Here is a 21,586-nt window from a genome sequence, read left to right as displayed (position 1 = left end):
TGCAGCGCGAGAGACTCGATAAAAGAAATCGACCGCTCGACGCGCGCAACCCATCAGACAGCAAGCAACAACTACCACCCCCAGCAGCTTCCCGCCGCCGGCCGGCCGCAACTGCGGTAATTGACAGCGAACCACAGCTTGCCCGCTCCGCGCGGGCTGCCGTCCTTCTTCACGTCGTCGCGCGTCAGCTCTTCCAGCGTGTCGCGCGCCTTCTTGGTGGGCGAGTCGCCGGCCGCGTCGGGCACCAGCGCGATGCGGCCCAGGCTGGCGGCGTCGCGGTCGCCGTACACGATGTCGGTGTCGGCCAGCGCGCTCATCTTCAGCGCGGCGTCGCGCACCGCGGCGGCGTAGCTGTCGTCGGCGCCGGCCGGCGCCAGGTCCTTGCCCGGGGTGCTGGGCGCAAGAATCTGCGTCGTAGCCGCGGGCGGGGCCATGCGGTAGGCGTCCAGACCCGGAAGACGGCCGCCGGCGGCCTCGCGGCGCAGCCAGTCGCCCCACAGGAATTTTGCGAATTCAGGCAGGCCGCCGTTCTGGTAGGCGATGTCGCGGGTGAAGTACACCAGCGAGCGGTAGCGGTCTTCCTGCATGCCGCCGGCTTCGTCGGCGCTGGCCAGTCCCAGGCGCGTGGGCAGCTGGTCGACGGTGATGGGCTGGTTGGCGCCGTCGCGCAGCCAGGTGCGCCGCTCGTCGATCATGCGCTGCCAGAAGGCCGCGGCGTTGGGCACGTCGCTGTAGTTGGCGTCCACCTTGACCCACACCGGCAGCTTGGGGCCGCCGTCGGCGATCTCGCGCAGCGAGGAGAAGGTATGGTGGCCGTCGGTCAGGTAGAGGTTGCCGTCCCAGCCCACCACCACGGTCTTGAGGTTGGCGGTATGCGTGCCGGGGGCGTCCTTGCAGGCGTAGGTGTCGGGCTGGTCGAGGCGGGCGGCGCGCGCCTCGGCGATGCTCTGGAAATCCCGGGCGCGTTCGGCGCCGCCCATGTCCTCGCAGTAGTCGTCGAACTTCTTGCCGACGGTGCGGTTCAGGTAGTCGAGCTGGCGCGTGGGATCGGCCGCCCAGGTGGGACGGTCGAAGTCGCCCTGCCAGCGGCCCAGCTTGTAGTAGATCTGGTCGTAGCCGACGGCGGCCTGGGTCGGGCGCAATTCTTCGATGCGCACCTGGATCACCTGGCCGGGCCTGGTGTCGAGGTAGGCGCTGTTGCGCGCAGGCGTTTCGGGTTCGGGCGTCTCCGGTTCGGTGGGAAGCGGCGCGATCGCCGCGGGAGGCTCGCCGCCGCCTGCGTCGCCATCATCGTCGTCGCCGCCGTTGCAGGCGGCCAGGGCCAGCGGCAGCAGGGCCGCGGCCAGCAGGCGCAGCAGAGTGGGGGACGGCGAAGTCGGGAAGGTCGAGTGCATGGTGGCGGTTACGGGTCCGTGCGTTCAAAGGTAGCCGATGATGGCCGACGCTTGTTGCGCGCAGATTGCACCGCCCATGCGCCGCGTCCCGGCCGCGACCGGTCGGGACGCGGAGACGCTTAGAACGTATGCCGCACGCCCACCCCGGCGGCCGTGCTCTTCAGGCCGTCGATGAAGGCATAGTCCTTGCCGTAGGAGGCATAGGCGTACAGGTTGGTGCGCTTGGACAGGTCGTAGGTGTAGCCCACGCTCCAGACGTTCATGTTGGCGTCGCCGCCGGTCAGGCTGTCGTTGTTGGGCGAGACGTGCTGCCACGAGGCGAACAGGCTGCCGGTGGCGCCGACGGGCACGGTGGCGCCCAGCATGTAGGCGTTGGCCTTGAAGCCGTCGACGTAGCGGTAGGTGCCGAACTCGTCGCTGAACGGGGTGCCCGCGGGCAGGTCCTGGCCCACGAACCAGCCGTCGGTGGTGCGGCCGTAGGCGGCCGCCAGCTTGACGATCTGCAGGTCGTAGGACACGCCCAGCGCGTACTGGCGCGGGGTGGCGTCGTGGTCGATGGCGGCGCGGTTCGAGCCGTTGAGCTGGTCGTAGGTCAGCGCGACGTTCAGCGGGCCCTGCACGTAGCGCAGGCCGGCGGTGATGCCGCGCGCGTTGTCGGCGGTGCGAAAGCCGCTCTGGCCGGCGTCGGTGTCGTCGACGTTGAAGGAATAGCCCACGCCCAGCTCGAAGCCGTTCACCGAGGGCGTGCGGTACATGACCATGTTGTCCCAGCGCATGGTGTTGGCGGCGCTGAAGCCCAGGCCCAGGTTGGATTGGGTGTAGCTGGTGTAGAAGGGGTCGATGTCGGCGAGGTAGTTCGAGCCGACCGTGGCTTGGCGGCCGAATTCCAGCTTGCCCCAGGCGTCGTTGGCCAGCCCGATGGTGGCCTGGCGGCCGAACAGGCGGCCGGACTGCCCGCGCTGCCCGTTGGCGGAATCGAAGCCGCTTTCAAGCGTGAACACGGCGCGCAGCCCGTCGCCCAGGTCGTCGGAGCCGCGCAGGCCCCAGCGCGAGCCGGCCTGGATGCCGTTGATCATGCCGAGCTTGCTGCCGTCGTATCCATCGCCCTTGATCTTGTTGTAGCCGATGCCGGTGTCGATGACACCATAGAGAGTTACCGACGTTTCTGCCTGAGCGAGGCCTGCAAAAGTAGTGAGCATTGCGGCTGCGAGCAGCGTCTTTTTCATCCTTGGGGACTCCTTTTTGGGGGTTGGAAAAAACAAAGGGAACACCACGCGGCGCAGGCGCCCGACGGTGTTCCCGGTGGTGATCGCGGTGCGGCGCGGGGTTCAGCCCTTGCGGCGCGCGCGCTTTTCTTCGCGCACGAAGATGAACACCCCGACCAGCACCATGGCCGCCAGCGCGTACCAGGTGATGGCGTACATGAGGTGGTTGTTGGGGAAGGACAGCACCGTCAGGCCGCCCACCGGCGCCTTGCGGGCATCGGCCGCGCCGCCCGCGGCGTCGGCGTCGATGAAATACGGCGCCACGTCGGTCAGGCCGCGCGCGGCGGCGATGGCGGGCAGGTCGCGCGAATACCAGAGATTGGCCGCGGGATCGTTGTTGCGCAGAAAGCCGCTGCCCGGTTCGCCCATGCGCAGCAAGCCGCTGACCCTGGCCTGCGCCGGCGGCTGCGCCGCGCCCGCCTGGGCCTTGCGCCATTCGGGCAGCACGAAGCCGCGGTTGACCAGCACGGTGCCGCCGCCGTCCAGCTGCAGCGGCGTCATGACCCAGTAGCCGCTGCCCAGCTCGGTGGCGGCCTGCACCAGCGTCTGGCGGTCGTACTGGAACGTGCCGGAAGCAAAGACGCGGCGGTATTCGGCGTTGTCGGAAGTCAGCGCGGGCCATTCGGCGCGGCCCGGGGCGGGCGCGGCGGGCGCGTGGGCGCGCGATTCGACCTGGGAGATCAGGGCGCGTTTCCAGGCCAGGCGGTGCACCTGCCAGGTGCCCAGCGCGCACAGGCCCGCGAAAATGGCGGCGGCAACCAGCCCCAGGATGACCAGGGTGGTTGCGCTGCGCGGATTACGGGGGGTGTCGCCGGAAGAAGAGTCTGTTACTGCGGGCATCAGGGCATTTTGCGCATGTCGTGCGTCGACATGGGCATCATATTGGAGTTCAGGTGATACATGATCCAGATGGATCCGCTGAGCGTGATGACGACCAGCACCAGCGTGAATATTAACGCCAACATGTTCCAGCCGCTTTCGGACTTGGTGTCCATGTGCAGGAAGTACACGATGTGCACCACGATCTGCACCACGGCGAAGCCCAGGATGATGAGCGCGGTGGTGCGCGAATCTTCGAACACCCGGTCCATGACCAGCCAGAACGGAATGGCGGTCAGGATGGCGGCCAGCACGAAGCCGGTGGCGTAACTTTTTAGCGTGCCGTGGGCGGCGCCGTCGTCGTCGTCATGGTGCCCGTGGTCGCCGCCCGGATGGGCCAGGTGGTCCGTATGCGCGGTCATGGCAGCACTCCCATGAGATAGACAAAGGTGAAGACGCCCACCCAGATCAGGTCCAGGAAGTGCCAGAACATGGACAGGCACATCAGGCGCCGGCGGTTTTCGGGGATCAGGCCGTGCATCTGCACCTGGATCATCATGGTCACCAGCCACACGATGCCGAAGGTCACGTGCAGGCCGTGGGTGCCGACCAGGGTGAAGAAGGACGACAGGAAGGCGCTGCGCTGCGGTCCCGCGCCCTGGTGGATCAGGTGCGCGAATTCGTAGAGTTCCAGCGACAGGAAGCCCAGGCCGAGAATGCCGGTGACGGCCAGCCACAGCTGCGTGCCGCCGATGCGGTTGCGCCGCATCTCCAGCATGGCGAAGCCGTAGGTGATGGACGACAGCAGCAGCAGCGAGGTGTTGACCGCCACCAGCGGCAGGTCGAACAGGTCCGCGCCCGAGGGGCCCGCCGCATAGCTTCGGCCGAGCACGCCGTAGGTGGCGAACAGGCAGGCGAAGATGAGGCAGTCGCTCATCAGGTAGACCCAGAAGCCCAGCAGCGTGCCGTTCTTGGGATGGTGTTCGACCGGAACGTAGAACACGGGCTGCGCGGGCGGCGCGGCGCCGCCGGGCAGGGAGGTAGCGACGGTATCAGACATGGTTTTTCGCCAGCAATTGCGTGCGCGCATCCTCCGTGCGCACGACCTCGTCGGCCGGCACGTAGTAGTCGCGCTTGTAGTTGAAGGTGTGAACGATGGATACCAGGATCAGCGCCGCGAACGACAGCACCGTCAGCGGCCACATGTGCCAGATCAGCGCAAAGCCCATCACCACGCTGATGCCGGCCAGCACGATGCCGGCCCAGGTGTTCTTCGGCATGTGGATGGGAATGAAGCCCTGGCGCGGCCGCTCGTAGCCGTGCTGCTTCATCTGCCACCACGCGTCCTGGTCATGCACGCGCGGGGTGAAGGCGAAGTTGTAGTTGGGCGGCGGGGACGAGGTGGACCATTCCAGCGTGCGCCCGTCCCAGGGGTCGCCGGTGTCGTCGCGCAGCGATTCGCGGCGCCGGTAGCTCACCACCAGCTGGATCAGGAAGCTGGCGATGCCGCAGGCGATCAGCAGCGCGCCGAAGGCCGCCACCTGGAACCAGATCTGCAGCGACATGTCCTCGAAGTGGTTGACCCGGCGGGTCACGCCCATCAGGCCCAGCACGTACAGCGGCATGAAGGCGACGTAAAAGCCCACCAGCCAGAACCAGAACGAGCACTTGCCCCAGAACGGATCGAGCTTGTAGCCGAAGGCCTTGGGGAACCAGTAGGTGATGCCGGCCATCAGGCCGAACAGCACGCCGCCGATGATCACGTTGTGGAAGTGCGCGATCAGGAAGAGGCTGTTGTGCAGCGCGAAATCGGCCGGCGGCACGGCCAGCAGCACGCCGGTCATGCCGCCTATCACGAAGGTGACCATGAAGCCCACCGTCCACAGCATCGGGACCTCGAAGCGGATGCGGCCGCGGTACATGGTGAACAGCCAGTTGAAGATCTTGGCGCCGGTCGGGATCGAGATGATCATGGTCGTGATCCCGAAGAACGAGTTCACGCTGGCTCCCGATCCCATGGTGAAGAAGTGGTGCAGCCACACCAGGTAGGACAGCACCGTGATCACGACGGTGGCGTACACCATCGAGGCGTAGCCGAACAGGCGCTTGCGGCAGAACGTGGCGACCACTTCGGAAAAGATGCCGAAGGCCGGCAGGATCAGGATGTAGACCTCGGGGTGGCCCCAGATCCAGATCAGGTTCACGTACATCATGGCGTTGCCGCCGAAGTCCGCGGTGAAGAAGTTGGTGCCCACGTAGCGGTCCATCGACAACAGGGCCAGCACCGCGGTCAGCACCGGAAAGGCCGCCACGATCAGCACGTTGGTGCACAGCGCGGTCCAGGTGAAGATGGGCATGCGCATCATGCTCATGCCGGGGGCGCGCATCTTGACGATGGTGACCAGCAGGTTGACGCCTGAAAGCAGCGTTCCCACCCCCGCTATCTGCAAGGCCCATATGTAGTAGTCGACCCCCACGTCCGGACTGTGCGCGATGCCTGAAAGCGGTGGATAGGCCAGCCAGCCGGTGCGCGCGAATTCGCCCACGAACAGCGACATCATCACCAGGATCACGCCGCCGGTGGTCATCCAGAAGCTGAAGTTGTTCAGAAACGGGAAAGCCACGTCGCGCGCGCCGATCTGCAGCGGCACGATGTAGTTCATCAGGCCCGTGACCAGCGGCATGGCCACGAAGAAGATCATGATCACGCCGTGCGCGGTGAAGATCTGGTCGTAGTGGTGGGGCGGCAGGTAGCCGGCGGAGTCGCCGAAGGCCACCGCCTGCTGCAGGCGCATCATGATGGCGTCGGCGAAGCCGCGCAGCAGCATCACGATGCCCAGGATCACGTACATGATGCCGATCTTCTTGTGGTCGATGCTGGTGAACCACTCGCGCCACAGATAGCCCCACTTGCCGTAGTACGTGATTGCGCCCAGCAGCGCGATGCCGATGATGGCCACCACGACGAAGGTGGCCAGCAGGATCGGCTCGTGGTACGGAATGGCTTCCCAGGTCAGTCGACCGAAGATCAGTTTGGTGAGCTCAGCTTGATCGGGCATCTCGATTCCACCATAAAGACCGGAGTTGATGAATTCCGCGCCGCGGCGCTACAGCACCAGCCCCTGCGTGGCCGTGCACATCGCGCCCACGTACTTGCGCGGCGGCGTGCCGGTCAGCCCCAGGCGCTCCCGCGTCTGCGGGTCCAGGGTCGTGACGTTGAGCGCGCCCGGTATGCCCATGCCGCCCTGCGCGTCGATGGCCATCGCGTCGCGCATGCACATGCGGTTGGGCTCCACGCAGCGGTTGACGATGGCCTCGAACAGGCCGGGCGCGACCGAGGCGTAGCGCTGCACCGGATTGCGTTCGCTGGGCTGCTCCAGCTGCAGATAGGTCTCGCGGCTGAGCGTGGCGCCGGCGGCGCGCGCCTCGGCAATCCACTTGTCGAAGCCCTGCTGGTCCACGCCGTGGAACTTGAAGCGCATGCCGGAGAATCCCGAGCCGCTGTAGTTGGCCGACAGGCCTTCGTATTCGCCGGGGTGGTTGATGACGGCGTGCAGCGTCGTCTGCATGCCCGGCATGGCGTAGATCTGCCCGGCCAGCGCCGGGATGAAGAAGGAGTTCATCACCGTCGACGAGGTGATCCTGAACTGGATCGGGCGGTCCACCGGCGCGGCCATTTCGTTGACCGCCGCCACCCCCTGCTCGGGATAGACGAACAGCCATTTCCAGTCCAGCGCCACGACCTCGACCACCAGCGGCTTGGTGTCAGGCGGCACTTCGCGGCCTTCGGACAGGCGCGCCAGCGGACGGTAGGGGTCGAGCTGGTGCGTGCTCACCCAGGTCAGCGCGCCCAGCGCGATGATGATGAGCAGCGGCGCGGCCCAGATCAGAAGCTCCAGCACCGTGGAGTGGTTCCATTCCGGGTCGTAGCGGGCGGTCTTGTTGCTGGCGCGGTAGCGCCACGCGAACAGCAGTGTGAGGATGATGACCGGGACGATGATGAGCAGCATCAAGCCCGTCGAGATCAGGATCAGGTTCCGCTGCTGCAAGGCCACGTCGCCCGATGGCGACAGCAGCACTGCATTGCATCCGGCGAGCAATAGCAGGGCAGGAACCAGGATCAATCCGCGCAGCCTTTGGAAGAACGGCATGACCACACCCCGAAACGTAACCGTGGGAAGTAAACGCAACACTACGCTGGAAGGCGCGAAAAATCTAGGGTAAAAAGAACAAAAGTATGCGGAAAGCGCATGCGGGAAAGGGCTGCATTCTGGTATGGAAGCAGCGCTGAACGCGGCGCGCAAGCCGCATCCGGGTGTGATGCAGGATCGTAGACAAGGCGTATTCCAAACCTCCTTTCAGCGAGCAGTCACATGGCGAGCACCACGCAATATCCGGGCCACGCATCCCCGTTTCCGCAGCCGGCCGCGCCCGCCGGCGCAGGCAGCCACGCCAAGGTGGCGCCAGGCGAAATCGCGGTGGGCGTGGTGGTGGGACGCGCCTCCGAGTACTTCGATTTCTTCGTCTTCGGCATCGCCTGCGTGCTGGTGTTTCCGCAGGTTTTCTTCCCGTTCGAAGCGCCGCTCGAAGGCATGCTGTGGTCCTTCGTCATCTTCTCCTTCGCGTTCATCATGCGGCCCATCGGCACCGCGCTGTCGATGGCCGCGCAGCGGCGTTGGGGCCGCGCAACGAAACTGACCATCGCGCTGTTCCTGCTGGGCACGGCCACGGTGGGCATGGCGTTTCTGCCGGGCTATAACGCCATCGGCGGGCATGCCATCGTGCTGCTGGCGGTGTTCCGATGCCTGCAGGGCCTGGCGCTGGGCGGTTCGTGGGACGGGCTGCCGTCGCTGTTGGCGCTGAACGCGCCGCCGCACCGGCGCGGCTGGTATTCGATGCTGGGCCAGCTCGGCGCGCCGGTCGGCTTCATGGTGGCCAGCGCGCTGTTCCTGTTCCTGCTGGTCACGCTGACCCAGGCCGACTTCCTCGAATGGGGCTGGCGCTATCCGTTCTTCGTGGCCTTCGCCATCAACGTGGTGGCGCTGTTCGCGCGGCTGCGCCTGGTGGTCACCGAGGAATACACCCAGCTGCTCGAAGAGGGCGAGCTCGAACCCATCAGCACCGCCCAGATGGTGCGCGAGCAGGGCTACAACCTGTTCATCGGCGCGTTCGCCGCGCTGACCAGCTATGCCTTGTTCCACCTGGTCACGGTGTTTCCGCTGTCATGGATCGCGGTCAGCGCCACGCAGCAGATTCCCGACGTGCTGGTGGTGCAGATCGCCGGCGCGGCGCTCGCGATCCTGGGCACCATCGCCTCCGGCTGGCTGGCCGACCGCATCGGCCGGCGCACCACGCTGGGCCTGCTGGCCGCGCTGATCGCGGTGTTCGCGCTGTTCACGCCGTGGCTGCTGGGCGGCGGGCCGAAGGCGCAGGACGCCTTCATCCTGGTGGGTTTCGCGCTGCTGGGACTGTCGTATGGCCAGGCCTCGGGCACGGTCACGGCCAACTTCGCGCGGCGCTTCCGCTATACCGGCGCGGCGCTGACCTCCGACATGGCCTGGCTGATCGGCGCGGCCTTTGCGCCGCTGGTGGCCCTGGGGCTGTCGGCGCGCTTCGGGCTGGTGGCGGTCAGCATCTATCTGCTGTCGGGGGCGGCCTGCACGCTGCTGGCGCTGCGCATCAACCGGGTGCTGGAAACGCGGGATTGAAATGTGGCGGCCGGGGCCGCCCGATGGGTTTCGCGCGCTTTACCGCTGATTTTCCGCGTCGAATGTCTCGCGCTGCACCCATCGGCCGCGCGCCATCACCGCACCGGCCACCCATACATCAACCCGCCGTCGCGCCACTGCGCGTTCAGGCCGCGCGGCAGTTTCATCGGGCTGCTCATCCCCAGGTTGCGCTCGTAGCTCTCGCCGTAATTGCCCACCTGCTTGATGATGTTGTAGGCCCAGCGGTCGTCCACGCCCATGTTGCGGCCCATGCCGGGCGTCACGCCCAGGATGCGCTGCACGTTGGGGTTGACGGCCTTGAGCTGCGCTTCCACGTTGGCCGACGAAATGCCGAACTCCTCGGCTTCCAGCATGGCGTAGAACGACCAGCGCACCACGTTGACCCAGTTGTCGTCGCCCTGGCGCACCATCGGGCCCAGCGGGCTTTTCGAGATGTTCTCCTGCAGGATCTCGTAGCCGTCGGGGTTCTCCAGCGTCATGCGGGTGGCGGCCAGCTGCGACTTGTCGGAGGTGAAGGCGTCGCAGCGCCCGGCCGCGAACGCGCGCACGATTTCATCGTACTTTTCGATCACCACGGGCCTGAAGCTCAGCGAGCGCGAACGGAACCAGTCGGCCAGGTCCAGTTCGGTCACGGTGCCCGGCTGCACGCAGATGGTGGCGCCTTCCAGTTCCGTCAGCTTCTTGACGCCCAGCTTGCGCGACACCATCACGCCCTGGCTGTCGTAGAAATTGACGGCCACGCTCAACAGGCCCAGCGTGTTGTCGCGCGCCATGGTGGGCGTGACGTTGCGGGTCAGCACGTCCACCTCGCCGGACTGCAGCGCGGTGAAGCGGGCCTGGGTGGTGAGCGGCGTCAGGCGGAACTTGGACGCATCGTTGAACACGGTGGCCGCGATGGCGCGGCACATGTCCACGTCCAGCCCATGCCAGACGCCCTTGCTGTCCGGGGCGGAAAAGCCCTGGATGCCGGTCGATACCCCGCATTGCAGGTATCCCCGTTTCTTGACGGCGTCGAGCGTGGGGCCGGCGAGGGCCTGGCCGGACACGGCGGCCAGCGCCAGGGCGCAGGCGGCGAGTTTGCGTTGCGACATGTCGTTCTCCTGCCGGGACCGGCCCGGCGCCGGGGGGTTGGAAAAGCGCGCCTCAGGCGGCGCGGGCCGCGGGCCGGGACACTTTTTTCAGGCTCTCGGTCAGCGCCTGGTCCAGGATGGCGATGGCGCGGTCGATTTCCGCGTTGCTCACCGTCAGGGGCGGGGCGATGCGCCAGACCGAGCCGCGTTCGGGGCGGCGCCGGATGTTCATGGACAGGCCCAGCTCGAAACAGCGCTGGGTGGTCAGCGCGCCCAGTTCGTGGAAGGGCTGGCGCGTGCCGCGGTCCTGCACCAGCTCCACGCCCAGCAGCAGGCCCAGGCCGCGCACGTCGCCGATGGCCTCGTGGCGCTGTTGCAGTTCCAGCAGGCCGCGGCGCAGGTAGTCGCCCTGCGTGCGGGCGCGTTCGATCAGGTTTTCGCGCTGGATGACCTCCAGCACCGCCAGGCCCACGGTGGCAGGCAGCGGGTCCGATACGTGGCTGGTGTAGAAGGTGAAACCCTTTTCGTGCACGTCCTGCTCGATGGCGGGCGTGGTGATGGTGGCCGCCAGCGGCAGGCCTCCGCCCAGCGTCTTGGACACGCTCATGATGTCCGGCGTGACGCCGAAGTATTCCGCGCCGCTGCGGTAGCCGATGCGTCCGAACGCGGTCTGCGCCTCGTCGAAGATCAGCAGCATGCCGCGCGCGTCGGCGGCCTGGCGCAGCGCCTGCATGTAGGACTTGGGCGGAACCAGCACGCCGCCGGCGCTGATGACCGGCTCGACGATGATGGCCGCGGGCCTGCCGGCCGAAGCCATGTCGAACATTTTCAGGCCGATCTCCAGGCAGGCCAGCGCCGACTGCTCCGGGTCCAGGCCCGCGATGTACGGACGGTAGGCGTTGGGCTCGGGCATGACGAACACGCCGGCCGGCGGCACGCCGTAGCCCTTGCGGTCGCTGGCGTACGACACCGAGCCCGCGCCGCTGGTCACGCCGTGCCATGACCCGCCGATGGCCAGGATCTCGAAGCCGTTCTTGTGCATCTTGGCCATGCGCAAGGCGATTTCATTGCTCTCCGAACCGGTGTTGACGAAGATGGACTTGGTCAGCCCGGCGGGCATCCAGTCGCGCGCCACCGTGGCGGCCAGCCGGGCCACGGTTTCCGGAATCATGCCGCTGAAGAAATGGAAGGCGGTTTCGCCCGCGCGGTGCACGGCGGCGACGATGTCGGGGTGGTTGTGGCCGATGGTGGCGCACATCTGGCCCGATGTGAAATCCAGGATCTCGCGCCCGGTATCGTCGCGCACCACAGTGCCCTTGGCCGAGGTGAACAGGTTGGGGAAGGTGTCGCCGCCGTACCGGACCAGGTACTCGCGGGCGGCGTCGCGCAGGGTTTTATCCATGTTTACACTCCGTGGCGGGTGGGCTCCAATGCGGAACCGACGGAGGCAGTGTCCGGCAGGACGCCCAGACCGTCCAATGCGAAGTAAGCATGCGCGGCGATGCGTCGCGCGCATGGCCCATGTGCGATATGCAAGGAGCCTCATGGACACCCGATGGCTGCAGGACTTCATCACGCTTTCCGAGGTGCGCAATTTCACGCGCGCCGCGGAGGCGCGCAATCTTTCGCAGGCCGCGTTCAGCCGCCGCATCCAGAGCCTGGAGAACTGGGTGGGCGCGCGCCTGATCGACCGCTCCGCCTTCCCGACCCAGCTCACCGAGGCCGGCGAGCGCTTTCGCGACGCGGCGATAGAGCTGGTCAACCAGCTGGCCGAGGCCCGCGCCGGCATCGCCGGCGTGCCGGCCCAGAACCAGCTGCGGCTGGCGACTTCCTACGCGCTGGCCACCACCCACCTGCCGAAATGGTGGCGTGCCTGGAGCGACGGCCGCGTGCTCAGCTGCAGCCTGCAGACCGGCAACGTGCACGACACCGTCTCCGCCTTCACCTCGGGCGCGGCGGACTTCCTCATCTGCTTTCACCAGGTGGCCCAGCCGCTGCCGCTGGACCCGGCGCGCTACGACTGCCTGACGCTGGGCCGCGAGCTGATCCGGCCGTACGCCGCCCGCGCGCTGGTCGAGCGCACCGGGCTGGACTTGCCCGGCGCCGCGGCCAGTCCGGTGCCGCTGCTGATGTATTCGGCCAATGTGTATTTCGCGCGCCTGATCGATGCCGCCATCGAGGCGGCCGCGCAGCCGCTGCACGGCGTGCGGGTGTTCGAGGCCGAGATGTCGGACGTGCTGGGCGACATGGCCGCCCAGGAGCTGGGCGTGGCCTGGCTGGCCGACAGCGCGCTGCAGCGCCTGGCCGGCGCCGACCTCGTGCCCCTGCCCAACCGCGGCTGGGACATCGAGGTGTCCATCCTGGCCTACAAGGACCGCGCCGACACGCGCGCGGCGGCGCAGCAGTTATGGGACCGCATGCGGGCCTCGGCTCAGCCGGCGTAGCCCTGCAGCACGTTGGCCACGTTCACGCCCACTTCGGCCACGGCGTAGCCGCCTTCCAGCGTGAATACGGCCGGCAGGCCCAGGCCGGCCAGCAGGCGGCCGACTTCCAGGTAGTCCTCGCTGCGCAGCTTGAAGCGCGAGATCGGGTCGCCTTCATAGGTGTCCACGCCCAGGGCCACCACCAGGGCGTCCGCCCCGAAGGCGCGGACCGCGTCCAGGCCCTGTTGCAGCGCCTGCGTCCAGCCGGCGAAGCCGGTGCCGGCGGGCAGCGGCAGGTTCAGGTTGCATTGCGCGCCCGCGCCCTGGCCGCGCTCGTCGGCGTAGCCCAGGTAGAACGGATATTCCGTGGTCGGATCGCCATGCACCGACACGGTCAGCACGTCGCCGCGTTCGTAGAAAATGGTCTGGGTGCCGTTGCCGTGGTGGTAGTCCACGTCCACCACGGCGACGCGCGCGGCGCCGGCCTCGCGCAGCGCCTGCGCGGCCAGCGCCGCGTTGTTCAGGAAGCAGTAGCCGCCGAAGAAATCCGGGCCGGCGTGGTGGCCGGGCGGCCGCGTGAGCGCCATGGCCGCGCGCGGCCCGCCGGCGGCCGTCACCGCGCGCGCGGCGTCGATGGCGCAGGCGGCGCCGGCCAGCGCGGCCTCCCAGGTGCCGGCGGTCAGCGGACAGCCGCTGTCGAACGAAAACAGGCCGACCCGGGCCGCGAAGTTGGTGGGCGACACATCGTGGCGGAAACCCCGCACCGGCCAGATCGACGGCAGCACGTCGAATTCGGCGTTGGCCGGGTCCAGCGCAATCCATTCCTGCCAGGCGCCGGCCAGGAAATCCAGGTAGCGCGGGGCGTGCACGCGCCCGATCAGGTCCATGTCCGGCGCCGACGGCGCGCGCAGCTCGCCGATGCCCCGCTGGCGCAGCGCCTGCAGCACGTACTCCTGGCGCGCCGGGGTTTCATGGCAGGGCACCAGCCTGCCGCGGAACATTTCGTGGCGGCCTGCATGTTTGTGGTGGACGGGGTTATGGAAAATCAGCACGGCGAGGCGGTCCTGTTCGATGGCGATGCGCCACTATAGCGGGCGCCGGGCCTGGGCGGCAGCGGCAGGGGCGTTTCGTCCTCGCCGCTGCGCCGCGACCACGAGGTCGCGCGCGCCGTGCCGTCGGAGCACACCGTGTATTCCTCGAAACCGAAATTGTCCGCGGCGTAGCGGCAGGCCACGGCGAAGGCGGGGCGGGCCGGGTCGAAAACCGGATTGACGAAGCCGCGGCAGGGGCTGGCGGCGCTGCCGGGATGCCGCAGCTCGCGGAATCCTCCCTCGCCGGGCCGGTACAGGAAGATGCGGGCGTGGACCTGGCCGCTGCCGCCGCTCTGGCCGACGACGAAATCGCGGTAGCCGTCGTGGTCCACGTCCACGTCCTGGAACTGGTCGACTTCCTCGTCGCCGCCGAAGTCCGCCAGCGCCTGCCGCGGGCCCTTGCCGGCGCGCACGCTCAGTTGCTGCCGCGGCAGGTCGGCGATGCTCACCACCGCGGGCAGGCCGGGGGCGATCTCGTACGGGTAGTCGCGGGCGCAGGCGTTCTGGGCGATCGCGGCCAGCACGGCTCCCAGCAATATGGTTTTCATGTGGCTATCCTCGGCGCCGGCAGGCGTGCCGGGCATTATGCCGCAGGCGGCCGAGGGTTTACGAGCCGCGCGCGATCGTGGGTAGAATTCCGGAAAGGCCAGACACGGAGCGCGCCCGCGCCATGAATTTTCCGTTTCCCATCCGCCAAGAATGCCCGCCGGGCGCCTGTGTGTGCGACCGCGAGCGGCTGCTGGCCGATCCGGTCGCGGACATCCGCGTGCTGCGCCTGACCCGGGAAGAGGAAAAGCGCCTGGTGGCGCGGCTGGAAAACCTGGCCAGCCTGGAGGACCTGCGGGCCATGCAGGGACGCATGCAGGCGCAGCTGGGCATCGTGGTCACGATCATCCCCAGCGACAACGAAGTGCGCACCTCGCGCGGCATCGCCATCCAGCTCGACGACCAGCCGGGCCTGTGCCGCAAGACGCGCGCCGCCATCCCGGCGGCCATCCGCCGCAGCTTCGACACCCGTCCTGAAATCGTTTATGCGTTGTTGAACGAGCGGGATCTGTTGCACGGCGCTTGAGAGGTGGCCAGGGCCGCCATCTTCCCCGCTACCGGCACACCTCCAGCGGCACCACCTCCGCCGGCGCGCGGCCGGCTTCGGGCTGCAAGGGATCGGGCTTCTTGCCCGGCCGCGCGGGATAGACCAGCAGGACGGCGCTGCCCGCCTCCAGCGCGGGGCCGGACTTGGCGCCATAGGCCACGGTCCAGCCGCGCACGGCCAGCGGCGCCAGCGTATAGGGCAGGGCGGAGCCGGGGGAAACGTGCGCCACCTTGCCCGCGTACAGGGTTTCGCGGCGCGTTTCGGCGCCCTGTTCGGAAACATAGGTCGAGATGCTGGCCAGCGCGACGGAATCCCCGCGGCGGCCCAGCACGGCGGTCTTGTATTTGCCGGCCGGGATGTCATCGAGCGTGGCGCCGATGGTGTCGCCGGCCTGTCCGCTGGCGTTCAGGCGCACGCCGGCGACGTCGGCGCGCGGCAGCGCGGCGCTGCCCGTGTTGCGCACCCGCACGCTGTATTCCCCGGCGACGCCGGCCACCGTGCACACCGCCACGCCGTAGGCCGGCGCGGCCCGGGCGGCGCCGGCCGCGGCGACGGCGCACAGCGCCGCCAGAAACGGGAACAGGGTGGGGGTGCGGACTGCGAACACGGCGGGCTCCTTTGCGGGGCAGCGCGCCGGGGCGGCCGCGTTGCCTGCCCTATTACACCACTTGACGGCCGGCGGGCGCGGCCTGTTCGCGCTTGCCCGCCAGCCAATGCAGGATCAGCGCCACCACCAGCAGGCCGGCCATGATGAAGCCCCAGAAGATCCAGCCCAGGACCGAGATCAGCGTGCCCAGGCTGCCGGCCATGGGCAGCACCTGGTTCAGGCCCTGCGCGGCCCAGACCAGGGTGGATTGCAGGCCTTGCAGCCAGGCCGGGTCGACCCAGGCGGCCGCCCACGCGGGCGCGACCCATTGCGAGGTGTCGAGCGCGGCGCCCGGCACCTGCGCCGAGGCCACCGAGGCCAGCACCCAGTCGGTCAGCTGCAGGGTCAGCGCCACCAGCCCGGTCCAGAGTGCGGCGAGCACGGCAAAGGCGAGCCAGATGATTTTTTTCATTGAAGTGGTACTCCGATATTTCAAGGGAAAGCCACGATAAAGCCGATTCTATTTCTAAAAAACCAGCGTCTATGTGACAAACGTTAAGAAAAAACCGAAGTTCGGGCATGCGTCAGCACGGCCTGCACCAGCGGATGGTGCTGGCCCCGGCGGTTGCGGATGGCGTGGATTTCCTCGTGCACGTCGTCGCAGCGGGCCAGCGGCCGCAGGCCGCGCAGCAGTCCGATATCGCCGCCGCCCAGCCGGCTGAGCGGAAACACCCCCAGGCCGCGGGCGGCGAATACCGACATGAGCGCGCTGTCCTCGAACTCCCCGACCACGTTGGGGTGGACGCCCTGTTCGCCGAACCAGCGGTCCAGCGTCTGGCGCAGCACCGAATGCCCGGTCGGCAGCAGCACCGGCAGGCGCTCCAGGCAGCGCGGGAAATCGCGCGCATCGGCCTTGCGCACCCATTTGGCCGGCCCATACCAGTCCACCGGCGAGGACACCAGCCGGTCGCTGGTCAGGCGCAGGTTGGGGTTGGCCGGCGCACCCTGGCCCGCCAGCACCAGGTCCAGGTGGTGCTGGGCCAGTTCTCCCAGCAATTCCTGGACCTCGCCCTCGTGGCAGGTCAGGCGCAGGTCCGGCGTGTGCAGCACCGGTCCCAGCAGCGCGTGTGCGGCCAGCTTGGAAATGCCGTCCGACAGGCCGACCGCCAGCCGCATCACCGGCTTGGTGGCGGCGGCGCGCACTTCCTGCGGCAGGGCGTGGCCGATCTGGAAGATCTCTTCGGCGCGCGCGAAGGCGGCCTGGCCGGCGTCGGTCAGCGCCACGCCGCGCCCGGCCGGCTTGAGCAGCTGGTGGCCCAGGCTTTTCTCCAGTTCCCGGACCTGCGCGCTGATGGTCTGTATGGCCATGTCCAGCCTTTCGGCCGCGCGCGAAAAGCCGCCTTCCTTGGCGACCATCCAGAAGTAATAAAGGTGGCGGTAGTTCAGCATGAGGTCGGGCTCGCTTCGGTTTTTTCGAACCATAACTCAATTTCAGGCTGATTTTTACGGAAGCGCACGATCCGGATCATGAGGGCCTTCGAACACGAGCGGGACATTATGGAAACCCTACTGACCTTTCTGGCCGCCGATTTCCTCGGCACCCCCACCTGGAGCTGGCTGCTCTTCATCGGCATCGTGGTGTCGCTCCTGGCCTTCGACCTCGGCGTGCTGCACAAGGAAGACCGCGAGATCGGCGTGCGCGAGAGCCTGCTGCTGTCGGCCGGCTACATCAGCGCGGCGCTGCTTTTCGGCGCCTGGGTCTGGTGGCAGATGGGCGCGGCCAGCGGCATGGCCTACTACACCGGCTTCATGATCGAGAAGTCGCTGTCCATGGACAACGTCTTCGTCATCGCGCTGATCTTCAGCTTTTTCGCGATCCCGCGCCAGTACCAGCATCGCGTGCTGTTCTGGGGCATCCTGGGCGTGATCGTGCTGCGCGCCACCATGATCGGCCTGGGCGCCGCGCTGGTCAGCAACTTCGGCTGGCTGCTGTACCTGTTCGGCGCTTTCCTGGTGTTCACCGGCATCAAGATGTGGATGATCGCCGACCAGACGCCGGACATCGCGTCCAACCCCATCCTCAAGTTCCTCAAGCGCCACATGCGCGTGACCGACGGCCTGCGCGGCAACGCGTTCTGGGTGCGCGAAGTGGACCCGGCGACTTCCAGGCCGGTGCGCTGGGCCACGCCGCTCCTGCTGGCGCTGGTGCTGATCGAGTTCGTGGACCTGCTGTTCGCGGTGGACTCGGTGCCGGCGATCTTCGCGATCACGACCGATCCGTTCATCGTGTACACCAGCAACATCTTCGCCATCCTGGGCCTGCGCGCGCTGTACTTCGCGCTGGCGGCGATGATCCACCGCTTTCACTACCTGAAGTACGCGCTGGCCCTGGTGCTGGTGTTCATCGGGACCAAGATCTTCCTGGTCGGCTTCATCGGCAAGGTGCCGGCCGTGGTGTCCCTGTCGGTGACCTTCGGCCTGATCGCGGGCGGCGTGCTGTTCTCGCTGTGGAAGACGCGCGGCGAACGCGGCAAGGCCGAACTGGCGGCCGAGTAAACCCGGGCGCGGCGAGGCCGCCATATCCGCCGGATATGGCGGCCTCGCCCATCCGGGATTTGTCGGCGGCAGGCGGCAGGCGTAGAGTGGCCAGGAGTCTTTCCACCGTCGGGAACCGCCATGAACACCTGGTCAGCAAAGCAATACTCCGCCTTCGAGAACGAGCGCACCCGTCCGGTGCGCGACCTGGTCGCCGCCTTGCCCAACCTGCAGGCGCAGCGGGCGGTGGACCTGGGCTGCGGCCCGGGCAACTCCACCGAGGTGCTGGCCGCGCGCTACCCCGACGCCGAGCTGAGCGGCATGGACAATTCCGAGGACATGCTGCAGGCCGCCCGCAAGCGCCTGCCCGCGCTGCAGTTCGAACTGGCCGACATCGCCACCTGGGACCCGCCGCAGGCCTACGACGTGATCCTGGCCAACGCTTCGCTGCAGTGGGTGCCGGACCACGCCACACTGTATCCGCGCCTGCTCGCCAAGCTGGCCCCGGGCGGCAGCCTGGCGGTGCAGACGCCGGACAACATGGAAGAGCCGGCCCATCGCCTGGCGCGCCAGGTCGCCGGCGAAGCTCCGTGGGCGGCCAGCATCGGAGGCTTCAAGCATCCCCCGCGGCATAGCGCGGCCTGGTACTACGAACTGCTCAAGCCGCATTGCGGCCGGCTGGACGTGTGGCGCACCACCTACCACCACCCGCTGGCGGGCGCGGCGGCCGTGGTGGAGTGGTTCAAGGGCACGGCGCTGCGCCCCTACCTGGACAGGCTGGACGACGCCGGGCAGGCCGGCTTTCTGGCCCGCTATCAATCGCTGATCGAAGAGGCCTACCCGGCGCTGGCCGATGGCACGGTGCTGCTGCCGTTCCCGCGGCTGTTCATCGTGGCGACGGCGCGCGAAGGCTGAGCGCGGGCCAGCCCTTCATTCCTGGCGCGCCTTGTCCTTCCACAGCCGCACCAGCGTGTCGGGCGCCTCGCTTTCCGGCACGTCGAAGCTGACGTCCGCGACCTCGGCGCCGCGGTAAAGCACTTCCACATGGAAATAGCGCTGGTCGCCGCCACCGCCGGCGTCGCGCGCGACGGCCACGGGCGCGGCGCGTTCCAGCGCGTCGCAGGCTTCCTGGCGCACGTCGGGCGGGCAGGTGGCGAGGTCTATGGTGCGCGGCCGCGCCAGGCCCGGCAGATATGCCAGGCCGCCCTGGCGCGTGAGGCGCACCAGGTGGGCCAGGTCCAGCGGCGGCAGTTCGATCATGTCCGGACTCCCACGGCCTGCCAGGCCTGAGCGACGGCATTGCGCACCGCGGCGTCGTGGTTCTGCGCGACCTGCAGCGTCAGCGCGGCGAACTGCTTGAAGTCGGCGTCGTGGCGCAGCCGCTCGTCGCGCAGCGCGTCGTACCAGACGCGGCCCGCGCCGGCCCAGGCGGGGCCGTCCAGGGCCGTGGCGGCGAGGTAAAAGGCGCGGTTCGGGATGCCGGAATTGATGTGCACGCCGCCGTTGTCGTCGGGCGTGTCCACGTAGTTGTCCATGTGGGCGGGCTGCGGGTCCTTGCCCAGCGCCGGATCGTCGTAGGCGCTGCCGGGCTCGGCCATGGAGCGCAGCGCTTTTGCGCGCACCTTGTCGGTGAAGAGGCCGGCGCCGATCAGCCAGTCGGCCTGGCGCGCGTCCTGGCCCAGGGCGTATTGCTTGACCAGCGAACCGAAGACGTCGCACAGCGATTCGTTCAGCGCGCCCGACTGGCCCTGGTAGAGCAGGGCGGCCTCGGCGTCGATCACGCCATGGGTGAGTTCGTGGCCGATGATGTCGGGCGCCAGCGTGAAGCGGTTGAACACTTCGCCGTCGCCGTCGCCGAACACCATCTGCGCGCCGTTCCAGAAGGCGTTGTCGTAGTCCTCGCCGTAATGCACGGTGCCGATCAGCGGCAGCCCCTGGCCGTCGATGGAATGGCGCTGGTAGACCTCCCAGAAGAATTTGTAGGTCGCGCCCAGGTACTCGTAGGCTTCGTCCACCGCCGCGTCGCCGGTGGCGGGGCGGCCCTCGGCGCGCACCAGCTTGCCGGGCAGGGTGGTGCTGTTGCCGGCGTCGTGCACGGACCGCTGCGGCTTGCCGGCGGGGCCCGCGCGCGCGCCCGGCGCCGGCTTGGCGCGGGGCGGCTGCACCGCCATTTCGCGCAGGCTGCGCTGTTGCTGGTCGATGATCAGCGTCTTCACGGCGGGCATGCTGACCCGGGCGTCGGCGTGCTGCGCCAGGCGGTCCAGCATGAAGGGGGGAATCACACCGATCAGGGGCGCGGACTGGGAAGGTCGTGGCATGCGCGGTCTCCGTCTTGAGCGCCGGACCGGGGCCGCGGCGCGTAGGTCAGGGTCTAAGCCAGACAACGGTAGCAGATGGGCCGGCCGCAGGGACGTAACAGGTTGCGGCCTGATGCTAGGAACTTTACCGGGCGTAGAAGGGGCGCGGCGCAACAATCGTCACAATTCGGCGCGGCGCGGACTTCCGCTAGAATCCGGTGCTTCTTTTCCGGGGGGGACGCTCGATGAGGTATTTCCTGATCTTGGTGGGAGCGGCTGTCGTCGCTTACTTGCTGGCGCGGGGCATAGCCGCCGTGCTCTCGGACCGTAAACGTTCAAAAACAGAAAGGGATTCGAAGTGAAGCCGACAGACATGCAAGTGGTCAAATCGATAGGCGCGGTCAAGCCGCGCAGCCTCAAGGTGGCGGCGATCGCGGCGGTGCTGTTCCTGCTGATCCTGTTCCTGGCCTTCGATTCGTGGTTCCAGGTGGACCAGGGCGAGCGCGGCGTGGTGCTGCGCAACGGCAAGCTGGTGCGCGTTTCCGAACCCGGCCTGGATTTCAAGACGCCGTTCATCGACAACGTGATGATGGTGTCGGTGCGCGACCACACGTTCGTGTTCGAAAAGCTGGAGGCCTACAGCTATGACCAGCAGCCGGCGACGCTGCGGGTGTCGGTGACCTATCGCGTGCCGCCCGAGCACGTGGCCGAGCTGTATTCGGAGTACGGCACCATCAGCAATCTGCAGATGCGGGTGCTGGAACGCAAGACGCCGGACTCGGTGAAGAACGTGTTCGGCCAGTACACGGCCGTGCGCGCCATCCAGGAACGCCAGAAGCTGGGCCTGGACGTGAACGAGTCCGTGCGCAAGACCATGGAAGGCGCGCCGGTGCAGGTAGTGGGCGTGCAGATCGAGGAAGTGGGCTTTTCGCAGGCCTATGAACATTCCATCGAGCAGCGCATGCTGGCCCAGGTGCAGATCGAGACGACCCGCCAGCAAAAGGAAACGGCGACCATCAACGCCGAGATCCAGGTGGTCAAGGCCAAGGCCGAGGCCGACGCGCGCCGCCAGCAGTTCACCGCGGAGGCCGACGGCATCCGCATGCGCGGCGAGGCCGAGGCCGCCGCGATCCGCGCCAAGGCCGAGGCGCTGGCCGCCAACACCAATCTGGTGAGCCTGAACGCCGTGGAAAAGTGGGACGGCGTGCTGCCGGCCACGCAGGTTCCGGGCGCGGCCCTGCCGTTCATCGGCATCAAGTAAGCATCGGCGTCGGGCGTTTCCGT

The 21,586-nt window shown here is 67.9% G+C and carries 22 protein-coding genes; 6 read left to right on the top strand and 16 right to left on the bottom strand.

Annotated features, from left to right (window positions below; genetic code table 11):
* Positions 1–71: 71 nt before the first annotated feature.
* From A6B37_RS10940 to cyoA, 7 genes are all read right to left on the bottom strand, one after another.
* Positions 72–1,394 (bottom strand): ParB/Srx family N-terminal domain-containing protein, encoded by a 1,323-nt coding sequence (locus A6B37_RS10940; RefSeq protein WP_111825746.1) that lies wholly within the window; start codon positions 1,392–1,394, stop codon positions 72–74.
* Positions 1,395–1,513: 119 nt separating this feature from the next.
* On the bottom strand, positions 1,514–2,620 hold the full coding sequence (locus tag A6B37_RS10935; RefSeq protein ID WP_102773840.1) for a porin: 1,107 nt from the start codon (positions 2,618–2,620) through the stop codon (positions 1,514–1,516).
* A gap of 102 nt (positions 2,621–2,722) precedes the next feature.
* On the bottom strand, positions 2,723–3,499 hold the full coding sequence (locus tag A6B37_RS10930; protein ID WP_102773839.1) for an SURF1 family protein: 777 nt from the start codon (positions 3,497–3,499) through the stop codon (positions 2,723–2,725).
* Complete coding sequence (gene cyoD, locus A6B37_RS10925) at positions 3,499–3,900, bottom strand: cytochrome o ubiquinol oxidase subunit IV (protein WP_102773838.1); 402 nt, start codon at positions 3,898–3,900, stop codon at positions 3,499–3,501. The genes A6B37_RS10930 and cyoD overlap by 1 nt, the downstream gene beginning before the upstream one ends.
* On the bottom strand, positions 3,897–4,538 hold the full coding sequence (cyoC, locus tag A6B37_RS10920) for a cytochrome o ubiquinol oxidase subunit III (RefSeq protein WP_102773837.1): 642 nt from the start codon (positions 4,536–4,538) through the stop codon (positions 3,897–3,899). The genes cyoD and cyoC overlap by 4 nt, the downstream gene beginning before the upstream one ends.
* Positions 4,531–6,537, bottom strand: coding sequence for a cytochrome o ubiquinol oxidase subunit I (cyoB, locus tag A6B37_RS10915; RefSeq protein ID WP_102773836.1), 2,007 nt, complete (start codon positions 6,535–6,537; stop codon positions 4,531–4,533). The genes cyoC and cyoB overlap by 8 nt, the downstream gene beginning before the upstream one ends.
* Before the next feature lie 48 nt (positions 6,538–6,585).
* Complete coding sequence (gene cyoA, locus A6B37_RS10910) at positions 6,586–7,629, bottom strand: ubiquinol oxidase subunit II (protein WP_102773835.1); 1,044 nt, start codon at positions 7,627–7,629, stop codon at positions 6,586–6,588.
* A gap of 222 nt (positions 7,630–7,851) precedes the next feature.
* On the opposite strand from cyoA, the gene A6B37_RS10905 reads away from it, so the two are divergent.
* A complete protein-coding gene (locus tag A6B37_RS10905; protein WP_111825745.1) occupies positions 7,852–9,186 on the top strand; it encodes an MFS transporter in 1,335 nt (444 codons plus the stop codon).
* A gap of 95 nt (positions 9,187–9,281) precedes the next feature.
* Here A6B37_RS10905 and A6B37_RS10900 read toward each other — a convergent pair whose 3' ends face one another.
* Positions 9,282–10,298, bottom strand: a complete 1,017-nt coding sequence (locus A6B37_RS10900; RefSeq protein WP_111825744.1) for an amino acid ABC transporter substrate-binding protein — start codon at positions 10,296–10,298, stop codon at positions 9,282–9,284.
* Between the two features lie 52 nt (positions 10,299–10,350).
* Positions 10,351–11,679 carry an aspartate aminotransferase family protein gene (locus A6B37_RS10895; protein WP_111825743.1) on the bottom strand — a complete coding sequence of 443 codons (1,329 nt, stop codon included), beginning with the start codon at positions 11,677–11,679 and terminating at the stop codon, positions 10,351–10,353.
* A gap of 142 nt (positions 11,680–11,821) precedes the next feature.
* Here A6B37_RS10895 and A6B37_RS10890 point away from each other — a divergent pair, with 142 nt between their 5' ends.
* The gene (locus A6B37_RS10890) at positions 11,822–12,721 is read left to right on the top strand and encodes a LysR family transcriptional regulator (protein ID WP_111825742.1); all 900 of its coding nucleotides are present in this window, start codon (positions 11,822–11,824) and stop codon (positions 12,719–12,721) included.
* Here the strand turns inward: A6B37_RS10890 and A6B37_RS10885 are convergent.
* Entirely contained in the window at positions 12,709–13,752 is a 1,044-nt protein-coding gene (locus A6B37_RS10885; protein ID WP_102773831.1) for a histone deacetylase family protein, read from the bottom strand. The two genes, A6B37_RS10890 and A6B37_RS10885, sit on opposite strands and share 13 nt — an antisense overlap.
* Positions 13,746–14,339, bottom strand: coding sequence for a hypothetical protein (locus tag A6B37_RS10880; protein ID WP_111825741.1), 594 nt, complete (start codon positions 14,337–14,339; stop codon positions 13,746–13,748). The genes A6B37_RS10885 and A6B37_RS10880 overlap by 7 nt, the downstream gene beginning before the upstream one ends.
* Before the next feature lie 122 nt (positions 14,340–14,461).
* Here A6B37_RS10880 and A6B37_RS10875 point away from each other — a divergent pair, with 122 nt between their 5' ends.
* Positions 14,462–14,863, top strand: coding sequence for a hypothetical protein (locus A6B37_RS10875; protein WP_111825740.1), 402 nt, complete (start codon positions 14,462–14,464; stop codon positions 14,861–14,863).
* A 28-nt stretch (positions 14,864–14,891) separates the two neighbouring features.
* Here A6B37_RS10875 and A6B37_RS10870 read toward each other — a convergent pair whose 3' ends face one another.
* The 3 genes from A6B37_RS10870 to A6B37_RS10860 all read right to left on the bottom strand — a co-directional run bounded on the left by A6B37_RS10870 (position 14,892) and on the right by A6B37_RS10860 (position 16,919).
* The gene (locus tag A6B37_RS10870; protein ID WP_246842445.1) at positions 14,892–15,491 is read right to left on the bottom strand and encodes a hypothetical protein; all 600 of its coding nucleotides are present in this window, start codon (positions 15,489–15,491) and stop codon (positions 14,892–14,894) included.
* Positions 15,492–15,543: 52 nt separating this feature from the next.
* Positions 15,544–15,942: a hypothetical protein gene (locus tag A6B37_RS10865; protein ID WP_111825739.1), complete on the bottom strand. Its 399-nt coding sequence runs from the start codon at positions 15,940–15,942 to the stop codon at positions 15,544–15,546.
* Between the two features lie 83 nt (positions 15,943–16,025).
* On the bottom strand, positions 16,026–16,919 hold the full coding sequence (locus A6B37_RS10860; protein ID WP_102773827.1) for a LysR family transcriptional regulator: 894 nt from the start codon (positions 16,917–16,919) through the stop codon (positions 16,026–16,028).
* 108 nt (positions 16,920–17,027) lie between these two features.
* On the opposite strand from A6B37_RS10860, the gene A6B37_RS10855 reads away from it, so the two are divergent.
* Together A6B37_RS10855 and tam are read left to right on the top strand one after the other, a co-directional pair.
* Positions 17,028–18,026: a TerC family protein gene (locus A6B37_RS10855; RefSeq protein ID WP_102773826.1), complete on the top strand. Its 999-nt coding sequence runs from the start codon at positions 17,028–17,030 to the stop codon at positions 18,024–18,026.
* Between the two features lie 120 nt (positions 18,027–18,146).
* Positions 18,147–18,920: a trans-aconitate 2-methyltransferase gene (gene tam / locus A6B37_RS10850; protein ID WP_111825738.1), complete on the top strand. Its 774-nt coding sequence runs from the start codon at positions 18,147–18,149 to the stop codon at positions 18,918–18,920.
* Positions 18,921–18,935: 15 nt separating this feature from the next.
* On the opposite strand, the gene A6B37_RS10845 is transcribed toward tam, so the two are convergent.
* Positions 18,936–19,265 carry a protealysin inhibitor emfourin gene (locus A6B37_RS10845; RefSeq protein ID WP_111825737.1) on the bottom strand — a complete coding sequence of 110 codons (330 nt, stop codon included), beginning with the start codon at positions 19,263–19,265 and terminating at the stop codon, positions 18,936–18,938.
* A complete protein-coding gene (locus tag A6B37_RS10840; RefSeq protein WP_111825736.1) occupies positions 19,262–20,323 on the bottom strand; it encodes a M4 family metallopeptidase in 1,062 nt (353 codons plus the stop codon). The genes A6B37_RS10845 and A6B37_RS10840 overlap by 4 nt, the downstream gene beginning before the upstream one ends.
* Positions 20,324–20,675: 352 nt before the next feature.
* Here A6B37_RS10840 and A6B37_RS10835 point away from each other — a divergent pair, with 352 nt between their 5' ends.
* Positions 20,676–21,563: a prohibitin family protein gene (locus A6B37_RS10835; protein ID WP_102773822.1), complete on the top strand. Its 888-nt coding sequence runs from the start codon at positions 20,676–20,678 to the stop codon at positions 21,561–21,563.
* Positions 21,564–21,586 lie beyond the last annotated feature (23 nt).

It is taken from the genome of Achromobacter sp. HZ01 (assembly GCF_003267925.1).
GTDB classification, from domain to species: Bacteria; Pseudomonadota; Gammaproteobacteria; order Burkholderiales; family Burkholderiaceae_B; genus Achromobacter; species Achromobacter pulmonis_A.
Note: the sequence above shows the minus strand (reverse complement) of the source record. Positions and strands in the feature narration are given on the sequence as shown.